41 protein-coding genes are annotated in these 16,504 nt (G+C 34.0%); 2 read left to right on the top strand and 39 right to left on the bottom strand.

Features of this window, described 5'->3' with window-relative positions; translation table 11 throughout:
• Position 1: 1 nt before the first annotated feature.
• From MKX66_RS27895 to MKX66_RS27730, 34 genes are all read right to left on the bottom strand, one after another.
• Positions 2-505, bottom strand: a complete 504-nt coding sequence (locus MKX66_RS27895; RefSeq protein ID WP_061675010.1) for a phage terminase small subunit P27 family — start codon at positions 503-505, stop codon at positions 2-4.
• 129 nt (positions 506-634) lie between these two features.
• Positions 635-1,012 (bottom strand): HNH endonuclease, encoded by a 378-nt coding sequence (locus tag MKX66_RS27890; protein ID WP_341087573.1) that lies wholly within the window; start codon positions 1,010-1,012, stop codon positions 635-637.
• 16 nt (positions 1,013-1,028) lie between these two features.
• Positions 1,029-1,202, bottom strand: coding sequence for a hypothetical protein (locus tag MKX66_RS27885; RefSeq protein ID WP_341087571.1), 174 nt, complete (start codon positions 1,200-1,202; stop codon positions 1,029-1,031).
• A 1-nt stretch (position 1,203) separates the two neighbouring features.
• A complete protein-coding gene (locus MKX66_RS27880; RefSeq protein ID WP_341087570.1) occupies positions 1,204-1,590 on the bottom strand; it encodes a hypothetical protein in 387 nt (128 codons plus the stop codon).
• 14 nt (positions 1,591-1,604) lie between these two features.
• Entirely contained in the window at positions 1,605-1,859 is a 255-nt protein-coding gene (locus MKX66_RS27875; RefSeq protein ID WP_341087569.1) for a hypothetical protein, read from the bottom strand.
• 6 nt (positions 1,860-1,865) lie between these two features.
• Positions 1,866-2,084 carry a hypothetical protein gene (locus MKX66_RS27870; RefSeq protein WP_341087567.1) on the bottom strand — a complete coding sequence of 73 codons (219 nt, stop codon included), beginning with the start codon at positions 2,082-2,084 and terminating at the stop codon, positions 1,866-1,868.
• Positions 2,081-2,275: a hypothetical protein gene (locus MKX66_RS27865; RefSeq protein WP_341087565.1), complete on the bottom strand. Its 195-nt coding sequence runs from the start codon at positions 2,273-2,275 to the stop codon at positions 2,081-2,083. Before MKX66_RS27865 ends, MKX66_RS27870 begins: the two co-directional genes overlap by 4 nt.
• Positions 2,276-2,677: 402 nt before the next feature.
• Positions 2,678-2,971 carry a hypothetical protein gene (locus MKX66_RS27860; RefSeq protein WP_341087563.1) on the bottom strand — a complete coding sequence of 98 codons (294 nt, stop codon included), beginning with the start codon at positions 2,969-2,971 and terminating at the stop codon, positions 2,678-2,680.
• A 199-nt stretch (positions 2,972-3,170) separates the two neighbouring features.
• A complete protein-coding gene (locus tag MKX66_RS27855) occupies positions 3,171-3,713 on the bottom strand; it encodes a site-specific integrase (protein WP_341087562.1) in 543 nt (180 codons plus the stop codon).
• Positions 3,713-4,195 carry an ArpU family phage packaging/lysis transcriptional regulator gene (locus tag MKX66_RS27850; protein WP_214933893.1) on the bottom strand — a complete coding sequence of 161 codons (483 nt, stop codon included), beginning with the start codon at positions 4,193-4,195 and terminating at the stop codon, positions 3,713-3,715. The genes MKX66_RS27855 and MKX66_RS27850 overlap by 1 nt, the downstream gene beginning before the upstream one ends.
• Before the next feature lie 27 nt (positions 4,196-4,222).
• Complete coding sequence (locus tag MKX66_RS27845; protein ID WP_098949026.1) at positions 4,223-4,393, bottom strand: hypothetical protein; 171 nt, start codon at positions 4,391-4,393, stop codon at positions 4,223-4,225.
• A gap of 104 nt (positions 4,394-4,497) precedes the next feature.
• Positions 4,498-4,680: a hypothetical protein gene (locus tag MKX66_RS27840; protein ID WP_214933894.1), complete on the bottom strand. Its 183-nt coding sequence runs from the start codon at positions 4,678-4,680 to the stop codon at positions 4,498-4,500.
• Positions 4,681-4,700: 20 nt separating this feature from the next.
• Positions 4,701-4,823 (bottom strand): DUF3983 domain-containing protein, encoded by a 123-nt coding sequence (locus MKX66_RS27835; RefSeq protein WP_341087558.1) that lies wholly within the window; start codon positions 4,821-4,823, stop codon positions 4,701-4,703.
• Between the two features lie 17 nt (positions 4,824-4,840).
• Positions 4,841-5,014 carry a hypothetical protein gene (locus MKX66_RS27830; RefSeq protein ID WP_341087556.1) on the bottom strand — a complete coding sequence of 58 codons (174 nt, stop codon included), beginning with the start codon at positions 5,012-5,014 and terminating at the stop codon, positions 4,841-4,843.
• 39 nt (positions 5,015-5,053) lie between these two features.
• Positions 5,054-5,221: a hypothetical protein gene (locus MKX66_RS27825; RefSeq protein WP_341087554.1), complete on the bottom strand. Its 168-nt coding sequence runs from the start codon at positions 5,219-5,221 to the stop codon at positions 5,054-5,056.
• A 241-nt stretch (positions 5,222-5,462) separates the two neighbouring features.
• Positions 5,463-5,699: a hypothetical protein gene (locus MKX66_RS27820; RefSeq protein WP_341087552.1), complete on the bottom strand. Its 237-nt coding sequence runs from the start codon at positions 5,697-5,699 to the stop codon at positions 5,463-5,465.
• Positions 5,700-5,814: 115 nt separating this feature from the next.
• Entirely contained in the window at positions 5,815-6,120 is a 306-nt protein-coding gene (locus tag MKX66_RS27815) for a hypothetical protein (protein ID WP_341087550.1), read from the bottom strand.
• Between the two features lie 34 nt (positions 6,121-6,154).
• Positions 6,155-6,352, bottom strand: a complete 198-nt coding sequence (locus tag MKX66_RS27810) for a hypothetical protein (RefSeq protein ID WP_341087548.1) — start codon at positions 6,350-6,352, stop codon at positions 6,155-6,157.
• Complete coding sequence (locus MKX66_RS27805) at positions 6,352-6,549, bottom strand: hypothetical protein (RefSeq protein ID WP_341087546.1); 198 nt, start codon at positions 6,547-6,549, stop codon at positions 6,352-6,354. Before MKX66_RS27805 ends, MKX66_RS27810 begins: the two co-directional genes overlap by 1 nt.
• Positions 6,550-7,028: 479 nt before the next feature.
• The gene (locus MKX66_RS27800) at positions 7,029-7,535 is read right to left on the bottom strand and encodes a BC1872 family protein (protein WP_341087543.1); all 507 of its coding nucleotides are present in this window, start codon (positions 7,533-7,535) and stop codon (positions 7,029-7,031) included.
• A 38-nt stretch (positions 7,536-7,573) separates the two neighbouring features.
• On the bottom strand, positions 7,574-7,738 hold the full coding sequence (locus tag MKX66_RS27795) for a hypothetical protein (RefSeq protein WP_341087541.1): 165 nt from the start codon (positions 7,736-7,738) through the stop codon (positions 7,574-7,576).
• Between the two features lie 41 nt (positions 7,739-7,779).
• On the bottom strand, positions 7,780-8,025 hold the full coding sequence (locus MKX66_RS27790; RefSeq protein WP_341087540.1) for a hypothetical protein: 246 nt from the start codon (positions 8,023-8,025) through the stop codon (positions 7,780-7,782).
• Between the two features lie 36 nt (positions 8,026-8,061).
• Positions 8,062-8,202 (bottom strand): hypothetical protein, encoded by a 141-nt coding sequence (locus tag MKX66_RS27785; RefSeq protein ID WP_098204559.1) that lies wholly within the window; start codon positions 8,200-8,202, stop codon positions 8,062-8,064.
• A 39-nt stretch (positions 8,203-8,241) separates the two neighbouring features.
• Positions 8,242-8,757: a dUTP diphosphatase gene (locus MKX66_RS27780; RefSeq protein WP_341087539.1), complete on the bottom strand. Its 516-nt coding sequence runs from the start codon at positions 8,755-8,757 to the stop codon at positions 8,242-8,244.
• A 20-nt stretch (positions 8,758-8,777) separates the two neighbouring features.
• A complete protein-coding gene (locus tag MKX66_RS27775) occupies positions 8,778-9,251 on the bottom strand; it encodes a sugar ABC transporter substrate-binding protein (RefSeq protein ID WP_341087537.1) in 474 nt (157 codons plus the stop codon).
• Positions 9,252-9,276: 25 nt separating this feature from the next.
• The gene (locus MKX66_RS27770; RefSeq protein WP_098804750.1) at positions 9,277-9,441 is read right to left on the bottom strand and encodes a DUF3954 domain-containing protein; all 165 of its coding nucleotides are present in this window, start codon (positions 9,439-9,441) and stop codon (positions 9,277-9,279) included.
• A 19-nt stretch (positions 9,442-9,460) separates the two neighbouring features.
• The gene (locus MKX66_RS27765) at positions 9,461-9,820 is read right to left on the bottom strand and encodes a cell division protein SepF (RefSeq protein ID WP_341087535.1); all 360 of its coding nucleotides are present in this window, start codon (positions 9,818-9,820) and stop codon (positions 9,461-9,463) included.
• Positions 9,813-10,091: an AbrB/MazE/SpoVT family DNA-binding domain-containing protein gene (locus tag MKX66_RS27760; RefSeq protein ID WP_341087533.1), complete on the bottom strand. Its 279-nt coding sequence runs from the start codon at positions 10,089-10,091 to the stop codon at positions 9,813-9,815. The genes MKX66_RS27765 and MKX66_RS27760 overlap by 8 nt, the downstream gene beginning before the upstream one ends.
• Before the next feature lie 13 nt (positions 10,092-10,104).
• Positions 10,105-10,587, bottom strand: coding sequence for a YpiB family protein (locus MKX66_RS27755; RefSeq protein WP_341087532.1), 483 nt, complete (start codon positions 10,585-10,587; stop codon positions 10,105-10,107).
• A gap of 4 nt (positions 10,588-10,591) precedes the next feature.
• Entirely contained in the window at positions 10,592-11,413 is an 822-nt protein-coding gene (locus MKX66_RS27750; protein WP_341087529.1) for an ATP-binding protein, read from the bottom strand.
• A complete protein-coding gene (locus MKX66_RS27745) occupies positions 11,361-12,218 on the bottom strand; it encodes a phage replisome organizer N-terminal domain-containing protein (protein WP_341087528.1) in 858 nt (285 codons plus the stop codon). Before MKX66_RS27745 ends, MKX66_RS27750 begins: the two co-directional genes overlap by 53 nt.
• A 229-nt stretch (positions 12,219-12,447) precedes the next feature.
• Positions 12,448-12,594 (bottom strand): hypothetical protein, encoded by a 147-nt coding sequence (locus tag MKX66_RS27740; RefSeq protein WP_002138079.1) that lies wholly within the window; start codon positions 12,592-12,594, stop codon positions 12,448-12,450.
• 57 nt (positions 12,595-12,651) lie between these two features.
• On the bottom strand, positions 12,652-12,852 hold the full coding sequence (locus MKX66_RS27735) for a helix-turn-helix domain-containing protein (RefSeq protein ID WP_341087526.1): 201 nt from the start codon (positions 12,850-12,852) through the stop codon (positions 12,652-12,654).
• 108 nt (positions 12,853-12,960) lie between these two features.
• Positions 12,961-13,155, bottom strand: coding sequence for a helix-turn-helix domain-containing protein (locus MKX66_RS27730; RefSeq protein ID WP_002138084.1), 195 nt, complete (start codon positions 13,153-13,155; stop codon positions 12,961-12,963).
• A 169-nt stretch (positions 13,156-13,324) separates the two neighbouring features.
• On the opposite strand from MKX66_RS27730, the gene MKX66_RS27725 reads away from it, so the two are divergent.
• Positions 13,325-13,681 carry a helix-turn-helix domain-containing protein gene (locus tag MKX66_RS27725; RefSeq protein WP_002138085.1) on the top strand — a complete coding sequence of 119 codons (357 nt, stop codon included), beginning with the start codon at positions 13,325-13,327 and terminating at the stop codon, positions 13,679-13,681.
• Here MKX66_RS27725 and MKX66_RS27720 read toward each other — a convergent pair.
• The 3 genes from MKX66_RS27720 to MKX66_RS27710 all read right to left on the bottom strand — a co-directional run bounded on the left by MKX66_RS27720 (position 13,678) and on the right by MKX66_RS27710 (position 15,284).
• Complete coding sequence (locus tag MKX66_RS27720) at positions 13,678-13,875, bottom strand: hypothetical protein (protein WP_445662210.1); 198 nt, start codon at positions 13,873-13,875, stop codon at positions 13,678-13,680. The two genes, MKX66_RS27725 and MKX66_RS27720, sit on opposite strands and share 4 nt — an antisense overlap.
• A gap of 127 nt (positions 13,876-14,002) precedes the next feature.
• The gene (locus tag MKX66_RS27715; protein WP_341087523.1) at positions 14,003-14,116 is read right to left on the bottom strand and encodes an ABC transporter ATP-binding protein; all 114 of its coding nucleotides are present in this window, start codon (positions 14,114-14,116) and stop codon (positions 14,003-14,005) included.
• 22 nt (positions 14,117-14,138) lie between these two features.
• Positions 14,139-15,284 (bottom strand): AimR family lysis-lysogeny pheromone receptor, encoded by a 1,146-nt coding sequence (locus MKX66_RS27710; protein ID WP_341087520.1) that lies wholly within the window; start codon positions 15,282-15,284, stop codon positions 14,139-14,141.
• A gap of 437 nt (positions 15,285-15,721) precedes the next feature.
• Here MKX66_RS27710 and MKX66_RS27705 point away from each other — a divergent pair, with 437 nt between their 5' ends.
• The gene (locus MKX66_RS27705; RefSeq protein ID WP_002138090.1) at positions 15,722-16,066 is read left to right on the top strand and encodes a helix-turn-helix domain-containing protein; all 345 of its coding nucleotides are present in this window, start codon (positions 15,722-15,724) and stop codon (positions 16,064-16,066) included.
• Between the two features lie 90 nt (positions 16,067-16,156).
• Here MKX66_RS27705 and MKX66_RS27700 read toward each other — a convergent pair whose 3' ends face one another.
• Both MKX66_RS27700 and MKX66_RS27695 read right to left on the bottom strand, forming a co-directional pair.
• Positions 16,157-16,318, bottom strand: coding sequence for a hypothetical protein (locus MKX66_RS27700; protein WP_341087518.1), 162 nt, complete (start codon positions 16,316-16,318; stop codon positions 16,157-16,159).
• Positions 16,315-16,464, bottom strand: a complete 150-nt coding sequence (locus tag MKX66_RS27695) for a hypothetical protein (RefSeq protein ID WP_341087517.1) — start codon at positions 16,462-16,464, stop codon at positions 16,315-16,317. Before MKX66_RS27695 ends, MKX66_RS27700 begins: the two co-directional genes overlap by 4 nt.
• Positions 16,465-16,504 lie beyond the last annotated feature (40 nt).

The raw sequence follows: 16,504 nt of genomic DNA, 5'->3' as shown, positions 1-16,504 counted from the left end.
GTTATACGTCAAACTCCTTTTCTACGTTAGTTTTCGGACCTTGTTTTATATTTGGAATTACAATTTTTGCTCTTGCACTTGGTGTAAGACCAAACTCAACAGCCAAAGCCTTCATTTGCTCATGTAATTGCTTCTTCTTTGTAAGTAATGGATGTGGCACTTTATTGGTTTCAGCCGCTTTATTGGTATACTCAACAAGTAGTCCTTCTTCTCGAATAATCTTGGTGCATTCAACATAGTCAGAAAAAGCATCACAATAAGTTGCTAGTGCATTTACATCTATGTTTGTAATGACATCCAACTCTAATAATTCACCTGCAATTCGTTTGAACTCTCTCTTAGCAACTGAATCTAACCATGTGGGGGGTTTTACTTTATCCTTTTTTGCTTGTAACTTTTTTTCAGCCGCTAACCTTTGATCGATTTCTTCTTTTGTTAGTCGACTTGTATTTCCTTCTAATAAATGTAGATGAATCGGTTTAGCTTTTCTTCCAATGAGAACCACCTCCTTCAGCCGAACCCCCTTTTATGGAATAAAACGAAATTTTTGCACAGAAAGCTAAGCGGCGGTCTCCAGGGAGTCGCCTTTTGCTTTTTCATGGTGGGGGGTTGTTTATGAATTTTTTCTTTCGAATCATTTTCTGTTTTTCTTCTCGTCTTCTTTTGTTTTCTTGTTATGACAAGCATGACAGAGTGTTTGTAAATTAGATGGTTCTAATCGTTTTGACCAATCCACTCGAATAGGTATGATGTGATCGACTACATCACCTATCTTAATGATGTCATTGCTTCTACATTGAACACATAGACCATGATCTCTACGATAAATAAACTCACGCATATCCTTCCACAATCTTGAGTTGTAGAATGAACGTGAGCTTTTGTTCCGTATGTGTTTGTCATAGTATCTTGTGATCTCCTGTACTTTATCTTGATGCTTGATGCAATACGTATCCCGTGTCAGTTCATTGCAGCCTAACGACTTGCACGGCTTGAATGGTTTACTTGGCATGTGTATCACCTACATATTACTGTGTCTTCTCTTCAACATCCCAGACGCTCACAACATTTGGATGCTCAGTATCTTCTCCGTATATCTTTGTACGCTTTGTAATGGTATACTCTTTATTTAATTTCTCTAAAGCTTCTATAACTCGACTGAGTTCTGGCAAGTGTCTAATTGTTTCTTTATAACCTTTCATTTCACTTCCACTCCTTATTTATAATTGGATGATTATGTTGAATGATCTCGGTATTTAAACGCTTGTTATCAACTGGTACATGTTCAATATGAATGTATGTCATATCAATCTTATCAACCGACTTTGTTTTCCAATCAAATGCAACACGTAACTTTCTATCTATCTGTTTACCTTTGTAATGAACTATTGGAATAGCATCTATATCTGTTAATGTAATTGTTAATAACGGTTCTTGCTCTTGATTTGATTTACTCTCTAGCTTCTTAAAAAACTGTTTGCATGGATCTAATTCAATAGGATCTAACCCTTGCAATGTTCTTGCTTTATTAATACTTAGCAAACCTTCTTTAAGTTTCTTCTCAATAAGTTCAGCTTTCTTCATTACCATTTCGCTTCACTCCTTTACTTAGTACCTTCTATCCTCTTCCTCAATCGTTTCATCTCATCCTCGATAGCAAGATTCTTTTTATTAATCCGTTCATGACACTTCGCTATATCTGCTTGATGCTTACGAATCTTATCGTTCACATATGCAGCAACATGTTCATGACCACAATGAGGACAGGTGAAGTAACACTTCTCAATACGATTAGGAAGCTGTGCTACTTGCGGTTGCATATTGTAATCTCTATTACAGTTGGAACAGTAGACTTGCATCTATCCTCACTCCTTATCTGAAACTTCCTTTCGGTCTATTAATTTATCTTCACAAAACCATTCGACCGTTTCGCTTTTATTCGTAAACTTATCCATAACCTTTTCTAAATTTTCAAATGCTTCCACACATTCATTAACCGCAGCAGTTAATTCTTTAATGTTTTCGTTCGCTTCTTTTGTATCAACTTCTACCTTTACTGATAATGCACTTTTCTTTTCACTCATCCTTCATCATCCTTTTCAATTAAATGCTCAAGACCCTTTACCGCTTTATCATCCAAACGAATATCCATCAACTTTAAAATCTTAATTACATCTTCTAACGATTTGATTTTACTTCCGTCAATCTTATGTGGGAATGTTGGTCTAAAGGAAATACTATTTTTCTTTTCTATCGTTAATTTATGTTCACTCATCATTCATCCTCCTCCAAAATAAAAAGCACCCCGATGGATGCCTTGATATCAATTATTAATTTGTAATTCGATTACGGTAAATGAAGTTTTATTCTTCTTTCAGCTAACAACCGCGACAGACACCATCGGAAAACTTATCAGGTTCTCCTGATTCTGTCTACCTAGGATGTTGTTAGCTCAAAGAAGAGCAAAAGCTCTCCTTATTAACGGTAACATTCAATCAGTACCATCTGCTGGTTTCGGATTTTATGTGCCGTCATTATGAAGCCGTTTAGAATTTTAGAAACAACATAGTGAGTTGTGTTTTCCGCCACTTCTCACAATACAAATATATCACGTGAATTCCAAAACAACCGGCACATTTACTGCCAAAAAGCGGTCACGACTCTGCCACTTATTTCATTAGTCATTAAATCCCTTTAATTCACCTGATCCTTTTAATTCAACAGAATCATTCATCACTCTTTTGACCATTACATTACCTGATAATCCATTCATGTACTCAGCAGAGAAAGTAATGTTCAAGTGCTCTTTGTTTCTAATCGCTTGAACAAAAGCATCAATTTGCTCCACTTCATCAATTTCTAAACTCCAACTTACAGAACCAGCTTTATGTACATATAAGTAAGCTCTATCAAATTGAATCTCTTCATCTAATCCTTTTACAAATAAGTTGTTCACAATATACGTCTTCATATCATCACCTCCTTATTGTTTAATTCTAACAAATTACATTATTAGATTAATAGTATGACTTACCCATATCTTATATTGTGTGTAACTGACCCGTTCCAAAAATCCCTTGCTATCATTGATTTCATAATACTTTCTCTTTTGAGTTACACAGTACGAAATTTATGAGTAACTGTATGTGTTTAAAAGAAAAAAGCAATGCTTAGATTTTAAATCTAGTCATTGCTTTATCCATTGCATCTTGATTTACACCTATATAACGTAACGTGACCTTCTCTGACGAGTGATTGAATATTTCCATAAGTAATGCTATGTTTTTCGTTTGCATGTACATATGATACCCGTACGTTTTTCTCAAGGTGTGTGTGCCTATCTCATCTAATCCGAATTCTGCCGCTGCTATGCTTAATATCTTATATGCCATGCTACGACCAATAGGACGATTCATTCCTTGTCTACTTTGCAATAGATATTCATTGTCTTCTCTTTCTTCAATGAACCATTTAAGTTCTCTTTTCAGTGCTGCAGTAATTTGTATTCGTTTCTGTTTCCCTGTTTTCTTCTCCCTCATGGAGATATGACTGCCTTTGACATCTCCTACTTTTAATTTCAAAATATCTGATATTCTGAGACCTGTATTGATTCCCATAATGAAGAGAATGTAATTACGTAAGCTCTTTTCTTTAAAATAATCTTTTAGCTGCTGTATTTCTTCTGGATCACGTATTGGCTGAACAAAATTCATTATTCATTACCTCCAGTCTCTTCTGTCTCGTAAACTTCTAATCCAAGTGCAAAAGCAAGCTTATAAAATGCTTTAGATTTCCAACGTCGATAAGTACGCTCTGACATTCCTATTTCGTTGTAAACCATGTAATCACATACGTCCTCTTCTTCTAAATAACGCTTATAAATAATATCTCTTTGAATACTTCCTGCACGTCCGTTCCCTAATCGATTTAGAAACTGATCAATACGTACTGACATTCTTTCAAGCCACTCTTCTCGTTTACTTTGTTGGATATTTGCTAAAGCAACATCTTCTAATGGTTTTCCAACTGTATGTGTAGGACCGTGCTCACGTATTTCATAAGAAGGAGTGACTTTCATTTCTTTACGCATCATCCCAAATTGTCTATGTATACGTATGCTTTCCAACACACCTTCTAATTCCTCTTGTGTCGCTGTTCTATCGATTTTTGGTAAGAAAGATAATTGTTTAGTCATGTAAGACCACTCCTTTTTATTTTTAAATTACTTTTGTCTTATTGCTCCACGTCTTCGTTCATAACAAGGTCTATGCATCCCCATTAAATCTTCAATGTCACGAGTGCTAAATTTCTCTTTTCGTTTTTTCTTCTTTTTCTTCTTTGCTTGATTCGATTGCTTTTTCCATTCACGTAACTGATCCTTTAACCCCTTCATTTCCCCATCTCCCTTTTCAAAATAAAAAGGACACCTATTCCTAAAACAGTTTTAATTACTGTTTTAATGAATTGGTGTCCTCTAGTTTTCTAGCCGGACTATATTTATTTGCTTTTAGCTTTCTTGCACCCCTTATAAAATCCATATCTATGATCAACTTCCGAAATCAAAATTACAAGTACCATAATGATTCCAGCTTGTATGAAGCTTTTCGCATTACTAAAGGTCACAAACATGATGATTAAGTAAAGAGCCCAATACATTCCAAAAAACTGTTTACTATTCATTTTCTATCCCTCCAGTACTGTTATTTTATTATTCCAGCTTTCACAAAAATATTTCTCCAAGCGTTATCGACTTGATATTTCTCTACTGCCTTTGTGCGACGCGCGATAGCTTTTCTAATTTTTCTTTTCTTTAAATTAGCCATTCTCCTAACCTCACTTTCTATTCCATTTGTCCTTTGCACTCTTCAAGGAAATCAATAACTTCCTGAACATGCTCCCTTGTTGTCATACTCTCCATTACGTGTCCTTCATCGTTATAAACATTGACCTTATTCCCTATAAACTCCATTCCACACATTCCGTCTACGCCTAATAGTTTTACGTTACCTTCCATTCTTTTAACCTCACTTTCTATTCAAAGGATTATTTTGTATTAAAATAGCGGGTAATCCGAAACCAAAAAACTGTAATAATTGTTCTTCTTACTAAATACTAATTCTGTCCCTTTCATTTCCGCCACCTCATAACTCATAAATACTCCATATATCCCCCAATCGTCTGTATCTTCATCAAACAGTTCGAGAATGTATGCCCTGTTCATTTCCCTCTACCCCCTGAATAAAACTCAATATTCCGTCAATACTGTAGACACATGGTTATCTTTCTCCTTGTTCCCCCTTGGAGGACCGAGCAGCTAGCAAAAGCTAACTGCTCTTTTATTGCTTGTTCACTTCAATCCATTCGCCGTCATATAACATCCAACCGCCATGAACGTACAATTCTTTTTGCGAGTTCTCCTTGCTTCTTTTTTCACTCTCAATACGCTCTAAAATCCCTCGAAGTTATTTCTGCGCATTTATATAATCACTTTCTAACTTCATTATTTTCTTTTCGCTATTTTCTACATATCTAATGTACGCTTTAACTCTTTGCTCATCCCACTTAGCTTCTTCTTTAATCGGCATAGCCCAATGAACTGCACCCGTATCTCTTGTTAACTGTTGCGCCTCTTCACACGCCTTAAAATAATCATTATGGGTTTCCATTACTTCTCCGCCTAAATAAACTCCGTATTTCATATCAATTCCCCCTCGAATAAATTCCTGGATCTTGTCCATACTATAAATGCACTTGAGTTCTGAACTTCCTTCTTAATGCTTTTCTGGAGAGCAGTTAGCTTTTGCTAGCTGCTCTTTAATATTCTGTTGAAGCTATAACACACGGACTTGTAATATTTTCATTTTTAATTACCCACTCAAATGTTTTTAATACATGTAGCTCTCTGCCTCTATGAATCATTATTTGGCACTTCTTTTGTTCTTCTAAAGGTAGATCATCAGCCAATATGTGCATTTTTTCTCGTAAGCTTACTTCCCCTTCAAAATATTCATTGATTTCATCATCATTAAAACCACATTCATTTTTATAAAACTCTTTTGCCTGCTCTTCTGTTTCGGCACAAACCCAATCACAATCATTCATTTTAAATACCTTCATCATATCCATTCCCCTTTTCTACAAAATGAAATTTTTATTAAGAAAACTTATTTACACCTTTTAATTGATCGTTTTCTAATTCAAGTTCACTTATTCTTCTCTGTAACTTTTGTATCGTGCTTATGGCCATATACGCTGTATCCTTAGCTTCTTTTTTGAACTCTTCACAAGTTATTGGTCCATCTGTATTACCTCTAAGGTGCCACAATTCTGATAATGTTTTATCGACTCTCATCACTCATCCTCCTCAAGTACCGTAACAGTTAAATAATTACGAGCTTTCTTTCTGCTGGCCACTCTCTTTCTATAAGCTGGTGTTTTATAAAAGAGTATTGTCCTAGGAAGTACGCCCAAATATTGAGCGCACTCCTGTACAGTTCCAATACATATTAGCGATTCACCTTTATAAATGGCGTACTCCTTTAATTCCATTACCCAACTCCCCTTTACTCTAAAATGAAGTTTTTATTAAACACATAAAATTCTTTTCTCAACATTCAACATATAGAATTAATGAATTTTATTTTGTATTATAAAAGTAGCTTCAACGTAAACTTTACTATTAACTTTTTTCCCAAAAGGGCCTGCCCTCACTACAGGCCCTTTTAAAAGAAATCTTCTCCTACTAAAATAGCGTTTTTAATAAAAACTTCTCACATTTAAACCGGACAAGCATATGTTATTGTATGGAAGCTTTCCATTCATAGCATTCTACCTTTCTCATTTGAGAGCACACTTATATGTGTGCTCTTTTTTATTTAAGATAAAATAACGATTTTGTTCACTTTTTTGTTACATTTTTGAAACATTCATATGTTACATTTAGCACGTCCTTTTAAAACAGATAGATTTATTATGCAAAAAGTCCTAGTCCCCTCTAGGACTTTTTGCATTTAAATAAAGATTTTGTCTCAATTTCCTCTAACAGCATTTATAGCTGCTACACAAACAGCAATACCGAACATTTCTTCAACAATATAATCATTGTTATCTATATTAACTTGCCAATAACCATTTTCAGTTTTAACTCTTACGTCACGACCATTTTCATTTAGCTGATCCAAGACGATTGACGCATAATTGATAGCATTAAAATCTTTAATTGGCATATCATGAAATGCTTTTCCATCTTTCCCCCAATGAGTTTCTATCTTTTCCCATCCAAGTACTTCACAAGCAATTACATCATTCAATTTTTCAACTTCATTTAAACCATCAAAAGAAATCCAGCTATCTTCGAAATGAGCAACAAAATTATTATCAATGGCACTATATACAATACATCCGACTCTCCATTCACAGTCATCATGCGCTATTATAGAATCATATTGTTTTAAAGCTTCGCCATTCTTATCAACCGCATTTATTTCAATCGGACCTTGTTTCCACATTTCTTTTGCTTTTTCGATATTAGACATCTCTCATTATCCCCTTCTTTTTAAAATAAGAATTTTGTTTAAATCTTTTCGAAATCTCTGAAGAAAATATCCTCTGATATTGGTCTTACAACACCGTCTGAATATTTGACCCAGCAATACCAATCGTTAGCATTAATTTCTAATAATTGAACGACTGCTCCATATTCTTTATGTCGATATAATTCGGGTGGATCTAATATCATCGGAACACCTCATTTCTCTCAAATAACTATTTTATTAAGTTTTATTTTCCTGTACCTTCTGGATATTTGAGTAGTGCAAATCTAGTTGTGTGAGTATTTCTATTTACATACGACCATTGGACTCTATTCATTTCCCTTTCCCGCTCAAACGTTGGATCTAATTTAGGTTGTATCCCCATCTTCAACCAGAGTCTTTGCGAACGAATATCATCAGTACCTTCTTTATTCCAAAACCACATAGGTTCGTTATGCAATTTAGCTAATTGTCTATTTCTTGTATGTCTCATTTTCCCCATCCCTTTCCAACCAAATAACGCTTTTATTTAGTTTTGTTCTGATTTAATAATTTTCACTTCATGTGGAATACCTGTTTCTTTTGTTACATAAATGGCATCCTCATATGCTTTTAAAATATCATCGTAATCCTCCATTAATTCTCCACCTAAATAAATTCCAAATCTCATTACCCATCTCTCCCTTTTTAACAAAATTCAAATTTGGTCTTAATATCCGTTATCCTGGCGTTGGTGGTTCACATCATTCTTTTTGCAATAACCTTGCTCAATTTCTTCAAATATGAATCCTAATTTCTTACCTAATCCTAAGAAGGAGTATAATAATTCTTCATAAAGTTCCATATCTTGAGTAGCGCGAAATTCCGATACAGCTTCATATACATTGTTAAATTGATTGACTAACGTACTTGCTGTATAAATGTTTGCATTATGTTCTAATAATTTCAGGCTATATTCATTAGGATTAAATCCGATGCTGTTCCCTAATGAAGCTATAAAATGAAATCCATCTACATATTCCATTAAAATGACTTCTTTTTCACTAGGACCTTTATTGCTCCAATGCTTAAAGCATCTTGTTTCATTTGCAAGCTCTCCAATTTCAACCTGTAAAGCAAGGATCATGTTGTAAAATAAATTTTGGCCTTCCAATCCATGCTCCTTGACAATTCTTGTATCTAATACCTTTTGCATTCCGAATATTTTAGTTAAGTTCATTTTCATTCGCTCCCTCACCGATTTAATTAAGCAACTCTATTTTCCGTTTCTAGTAAACAATTAAGCATGTATTCTAAACCGAACTGATCTAGTATTAATGTCGCTAATTCAATTTGATGCCTTCCCAATCTGTTAGCTATATCCTCAATACTGAATCTTTTTTTCCATAAATCCTTAAAACGTTCTATATCGTCTTCATTCCATATAAAATCTACTTCTTCTAAAGCAATATAGACGTATGGAGGTATTTCTTCTTTCTTTTTATTCCGAATACTCCTGTCACCAATTTCTCCTAAACCCATTTTCCGATTATGGATTTTAAACTTATCAACTTGATCTACAATAAGTGCTGCTACTTCTATTTGCTTTCTTTTAAACCTTTTGGAAATCTCTAAAAGAGTACAGTTACTATTCCAAAGTTCCCGAAATTGGAATACCTCTCTTTGATCCCATAAGAAATCCACTTCTTCTAAAGCAACATGAACTTTAAAAGCCGACATTTCATACACTCCTTTTAAAAGCTAATTACTTTATCATTTCATTAGAAGTAGTTTTAACATGACCCACCTTACCGTTAACCCAAATTACAACTTGTTCACCAAAACCGCTTGCTGGTGGATTAAATGAAAGGACTTCACCATCCTTTACCACAAGAAGTTTATTGTTTGTTACATCAATCTCTTTCTTCATATGTCCCTCTCCCTTTTTCTCACTTCAAGTACTCAACAACATCAGGCTTGAAACCACTTCCTAAATAAATCCTTACTGGAATATCTTCCTTTTTATCTCGTGCTGCCTTACACAATTCCTCTGCTGTTTCCCAATTACAAGAGCTATCAATTGATCGCTCATATCGCCAAATTGCTATTGCATACTGTTCAAATAATTCATAACGTTCATCTGGATTCGTTTTACGTGGCAACTCATCTGTACATTTTGCATTTTGGGGAACTTGGACGCGTACATCAGCGTATGTAGTGCGTCCAGTTCCTTTCTTCACATTTGCTTTCATTACATCAAACTGACAAATTTCCGGCTCTACATCGAAAATATTGAGCTGTTTAGGCATTTACCTTCACTCTCTTTTCAAGAAGGTCCAGTAAATCACTTGCGCCTTGCTTGCTCAAAAATATTCGACCACCCAGCAACTCCATGTTTGATTCAGAAACTTCACCTGTTACAAGGCATGATTTTTCATATTTTCTTAAAACGATGTTTTCCCCATCAACATGAAAGTCTAGTGCTGTACCTTCAGCAATTCCCAAAGTTCTGCGTAACTCAACTGGAATTACTACACGCCCTAGCTCATCTACTTTTCTTGCAACACCTGTATTTTTCATCATTAACTCCCCCTTAATTTGAAACTAGTTCACGAAACATTTCTTCATTTTTTGTATCAAGTGCAAAATTGATAAGTTGGTGCTTAATCAATCGATCAATCTCGGCATGATCTTCCTCATTAAGATAAGGTGTTAACGTACAATCATCTTCAACTAATTCCAGATATAATTTATTGTCGTATTTCCCCGTAAAGTTTATTTGAATATAAATAGGCTCCTCTTTATTTTCATCAAAATGTTCAAATGCACTGAAGCTCCTTGTAACAATTTCATCCAGTTTATAAAATAAGAACTCGGCATTCCCTAAAGATACTTCTGAAATTTTAATTCCATATGGATACGCCTTAGCATCTTCAACAAATTGGACCCTTTCTGTGAAACGTTCATATTTATTAAATGTATATAAAAGTCGATAACCTTCCTCGCCTTTCGAAAGAATGTTTCTTAAAAGAAAATCCATGAAAGCTCGCTTTTTATTAACTAATATATTATTCATATCCTCACCCTCCAAAAGCTCGTAATCTTTGTTTCGCAATTTCCCGACGATAACTTGTTGCTTTGTTTTCAAGCGTTAAACTTGTTTCAACCATGCGATCATAAGAACGTTTCCCTACTTGTTCTTGTAATTCTTTTGGTTGTAAATTACTTGTATATAATGTTGGTAATTCTTTTCGGTACCGACCATCAATTACATTAAATAGCTTTTCTTCTACCCACTCTGTAGTTTTTTCCGCACCAATATCATCTAGAATGAGTAAGTCACACTCTAAAAGAGCCCGCATAATTTGTGTTTCATTTTCTTTGTTATCGCTATTAAATGTACTTCGAATACGTTGCAACAACTCTGGTACACTTTGAAATACAACAATAAATCCTTGCTTTGTAAGCTCGTTTGCAATCGCTGCCGCTAAATGTGTTTTCCCATTACCTGGTTCGCCCCAAATCATGAGTGATTCGCCATTCCATTTCTTAAATTCATTCACATATTTTTGTGCGATTTGACCAGCTGTTACAGAACCTTCTCTTTCCCTAAAAGCTTCGAATGTTGACTTCTTAAACCGTTCACCAAGATTACTGATACTAAACAACTTGTCAATCTCACGCTTTTTAGCAAAGTTTTGTGCTTCACGAATTCTAGCTTCTTCCCTAGCTACCACACATTCACATGTAGGAAACACTTTTCGTTTTATCTTCAGCTCTGGTACATCTACAGAAACAGCAAGTATAAATGTTTTACAATCAGGGCATTCATAACCTTCTTCCCTATCATCACAAGCCGATGTATTCAAAAGCCTCGTCATCACTTGGTTTAGAGCTTCCATGAGTCGAACCTCCTTTAATTGTTCCTTTTCGTTTTACAGGTTTCTCATTTAAATAACTTTCGAATTTAGTTCCAAATAATGTGATTGGTCTCAAATAGCCACTCATTTCCGTATTATCAATCCATTGTGACGTCTTGTTGTCAATTACCCGTTGGAAATGAGTTAATCTGAACCCTTCTTTCCATCTTGCTTTAATTAGGTCCTGTGTTTTTTTAGATGTATGTTTATAATTGGTTTTTGCTTTCATGTTGAAATAATCAACAATTTCTTGATACGGAATAGATTGAACGATGTCCTGAGATTTTTCAGGACTATATTCTTTTTTTCTTTCTTTATCTAAATCTTTATCTAAATCTTTATCTATGTCCGTTACGCCATCGTTACATGTAACGTTACAGCTAAGCGTATGTTGTTTTTTTCTTTCTCGGTGTGCCGCTACGCGTTTTCTAGTGTCTTCCTTAATCTTTTCTAAACGGTCTAGATTCTGATGGTTTCCCCAATTAATGACATTGATATAGTGGTTTTCGTCAATATCAATCATCCCGAATTTTTGAAATACACTTAATGCCATCCGAACTGTATTTAGTGGTCGATTAAAAAGTGTTGCTAGCATATCTTCCGTATATGGGATATTCTCGTTTAAAAAAATATACCCACTTGCATTTGTTTTACCAGCTTGAGCTAACAACTTAATCCAAATGATTAATAATGTATCAGCTTCAGGCATGCTCTCAATTAGACGTATTTTTTCATCCTCAAACATCGTTGTTGAAAGTTTAATCCATTTCACTTTTACTTCAGACATAGTCCTTACCTCCTTATGCAAACTGCTATATGTGCTTGTCCGCTTTTGATAATTCGTTGAACATCATAATGTGGATAACCAACACTGGAGTATTGCTCAATCATCTGTTTTAATTCTTCTTTGCTTTTTGCTAATTCCCAGAACTTATTAGGTAATAGCACTTGATAATGAACTAAGTGCATGTACTATTTCACTACTTTCCGTGATATACTAATAACAAGTGTTTTTTCTAAAGAGACCCATTGCATTGGGTCTTTTCCTTTTGTTCTACATCACTCCAAGCCCATTGTTTAATCGGCTCGTATGTTTTGTAAAATAACCATGCAATTAAAACCATAATTAATATGAAAATCTCCCCTGAAATTGTATCTTCCATAAAATCACCTCCTTTATTTTTCAAATGTTCATTTTATTAAAAAGATTAAGCGTATTTTTAACCAACGTTAGATTCTTCTTTTTGCGCTTCGAACCATTTAAGAAAATCTTCTGCCTTTACACGTCTACTTTTACCGATTGTGATTGCTGGGAAATCTTTTCGCTTCATTAGCGCGTATGCCGATGAACGAGAAATGTTTAAGAATTTTTGCACGTCCTCTGCTTTTAGTGAGAACGGAAGCTGTGGAATTTGATACATGATTTTCACTCCAATTCATTTATTATTTAAATTTCGGGAATACTGTTATTTGGTGTCGCCCTAACCAAGTAGCCATCAAGGCTACTTGGTTAGCAAAAAAAATTCTCTTCACTTTATTAATTCGTCAATCGATACATCATAAAGTTCAGAAAGCTTTTTTAATTTTTCTACCGATAACCCTGAATCACCTTTTTCAACATTATGATACGAACGCTTATACTTCAGACCTAAAACATTTGATACAAATTCTAAAGAGTGTCCGTTTTCTTGCCTTAAAGATTTAATTCGTTGTGTATTTAGCATTTTAAGTCACCACCTTCAACTTCTAAATTTAGTATAACCAAAAGTAGCCAACAAGGCAACATGTTATTTTTAAAAATTTATTTTTTATTTTTGCGTTGCCATAAAGGCTACTGGTTGTTACATTTAGACTAGATACTTTTTTATAAGTAGAACGGAAAGGATGTTGTAGATGAATGTCATCGGGGACAAAATATTTGAGTTAAGAAAAGAGAAAAAGCTGACTCAAGAAAAGTTAGGTGAAAAAATAGGTGTCGGTAAACAAATAATATCTAAATATGAAAAAGGTACCAGAATGCCATCTAGAGAAACAATAGAAAAATTGGCTGGATTTTTCGCAGTTCCTGTTGATTACTTATTAGGCAATAGTGAATTGCAAAATAAAAGTAGCAATAACATAAAAGAAATTTTTGAAAGTGATGAATTGCATTGGGATGGAAGAAAGTTATCTCCGGATGAGATTGAAAGCGTCAAAGCACTTTTAGAAATAGCTATCCAAAGAATGTTAAAGCAAGAAAAAAAGGATTAGCATGAGGCTAGCCCTTTTTTTATATTCATAAGATATTTTATTTCGCTTAATTCATTATCAGTAATGAGTCCTCGTTTATGTAACTCTTCCAATGCATGACGAGTGTCATGTTTTGCTACTGTATCTCCTAATAAATATGTAACCATGGATTTTATTTTATCTTCGCTTCCTTTTAACAATACTAACTCCTCCATCCCAATAACTATGTGATTCGATTAACATACTGTGCATTTTTGTAATAGATTTTAAAAATGCATATCCCCTAAAAAGCACTCAAGACGCTACTTTTTAGTAGCGTCTTGAAAAATATAATTATTATTTTTAATGAGTTCCTGGATCAACCATATAATATGTTGTTTCTGCTTTGCTCGAATGTGCTTGTGAAGTATCTTTATTTTGTCCAACCGCCCCTAGTAATCCTAAAACACATACCATAGTAAGAATAAATTTCTTCAACCTACTTCACTCCCTCTTTAATTAAAACACGTGTAACTAGATTTGAATAGAATACATTTCCATTATTTGCAAATTTTTCTAATGCCTCTTTAAGAACCATTATATCATTACCATCCACATAAAATAAATAATATAATTTAAATGCAGTCAAAGTTTTTCCTTGTTTTTTTAAATTATCGAAATAGAATCTAGCTTTCATTCCTGTTCCATATTTTGCATCATAGAAAGCTTTTTCTGCTTTACCTACAAATTCCCATTCTATTTCATCTAAATTCATTCCATATTCAATTCGTAAAAATGCTAGCGTGCTGTGTACCGCACGAAATAACTTACTATAAGCAGTAATACCTAATTTTTTAATTAGCTTTAAACTTTCTAAAAAGTACATTTCTGCCTGCAAAGGATTTTCAAATATAAAAGACTCTGCTAAACAACTCAATGCTTTTGCTTTTATAACTGAATTTTCTGGAGCATCCTTTATAATGTTATTACATGTTTCCCTACATTCTTTTATATTATTGCTAAACAAATTTATGTGAGATTTGCGATCCTCATGTTGTAAATCTAAATGTTTTCTTATAAATGAATTTTCTACAAAGGGTAAGTTTTGATCAATTTTTTTAGAATACGGAACCATAGCCATAAAATTGCTACTATCATACAATGCAAATCCATGCAACATATCTACCACTATTTGGTAATCTGCATTTTTTGAATAAGATAATTCATTTAATTCCCCCTGTAACTCTTCCCCTTCTAACTTACATGAATTTCTTTGATTATATAAATCGTACAATTGGAGGTATCTGTTTATTTTCCCTTTTTTTTCACTGTTAATATGTTTTTTTATTAACTTCTTCATTAATTGATATTCACCGACCGTTTGACAGTAAGAAAGTGCCTTTTTTATGTTTAAGTCACTCTCACAAACCATTATAAAATCTTTAATTTTCCTTCTACAATCTGTCCAGTTTGGATACAAGTCTGGAGCAATTAATAAGAATGACTCTAACTTCATTTCTTTAATTTTTCCGTTTAATATCCTATTAAGATTGGTCCTATCTATATCTGCCTTTTTAGCTAATGTACTTACATCAAATTTTGCATAATTGATATGTTCTTGTAAGTTCTTCATAAAGTTCTTCATTCTAAAATTCCCTCCCAGATAAGAACCCCAAACACATCCCTTATTTCTCAATAGGAAAATGAACCATAATTCTCATTTACTCTTACGAAGTATGATATACTATGTATTGACTCATGGAAATTTTTCCCTATCTAAGCTAGGGTAAATGTTATAGGTGTGCGGTCTCACATCTATAACACCGTGGGTCTTTTTTTATTCTTTTTTATTAAACTCAGTTTATCATAAGATTTAGAATGTTCATTCCAATTATAGTCAAATCATGTTGAGAAAGTTTTTTTAGAAAAGTACATTTTCTTACTAAGAATATTTTACCACCTCAAGAACACTTGTTCTAGTTGTTTTTTGTTAAAAAACCAAAAAAGTAAGCCATTTCAATACTTAAGCCAAATTTTTTGGTATATATAGTTTAAAAATAATGCCTTATTTATAATAAAGGCATGAATACATTTGGAGAAAATTTAAAAAAGTTTAGAAACAATCGTTCTTTAACACAAGCTGAATTTGGCAATAAAGTTCAATTGAGTCGAAGTCAAATCAGTAATCTAGAAACAAATTTTAATGAACCCGACCTGGAATCATTAGATCGTATCGCGTCATTCTTTGATATCTCTGTCGATACACTAATGGGTCGAAAATTCACGACAAGTGAAAAGCAATTAGAAGATGTTCTCGATGAGATTCAAACGGTTTTCGCAGGCCTGGATGAATCCCAACGAGAACAGTTCTGTAAACAACTCAAATTTTACACACAGTTTTTAAACGAAAAAAAAGAGTTGTTATGATTTGATTTTAGAAGAAATCATTTCCAATCGCAACAGTAAAAAACAGCATATTTTTGCCAACTAAAAAAAGAGAGCATTACGCTCTCTTTTTTATATTCCCGTTCCAGGGTCTTTCATGTATCCTCCGCCTACACCAGGATCATACATACCCATTCCACCACCGGGGTCTTTGGTATATCCTCCGCCCGGATTCGGATCATACTTCAATTGACTTCCACCTAGACCGCCTGGATCAAAGTTATCTCTTCTCATTTTCTCAAGCCTCCTGGTTCTTTTCGCCATCCACCACCTGGATCAGTTGTATATCCTCCACCAGGTCCTGGGTCAAAAATCCCTATACCTGTTCCTGGATCAGAAATTATCTTTGAACCACCTGGTTCTTTTATGTACCTTTTCATTTCGTTATCCCCCTTTGTCTTATATACCCGTCCCAGGTTC

Origin of the sequence: Bacillus sp. FSL R9-9530, from assembly GCF_038008145.1 — a bacterium.
Lineage (GTDB): Bacteria > Bacillota > Bacilli > Bacillales > Bacillaceae_G > Bacillus_A > Bacillus_A mycoides.
The sequence above is the reverse complement of the archived record's forward strand: the minus strand, read 5'-3'. Positions and strand labels throughout refer to the sequence as shown.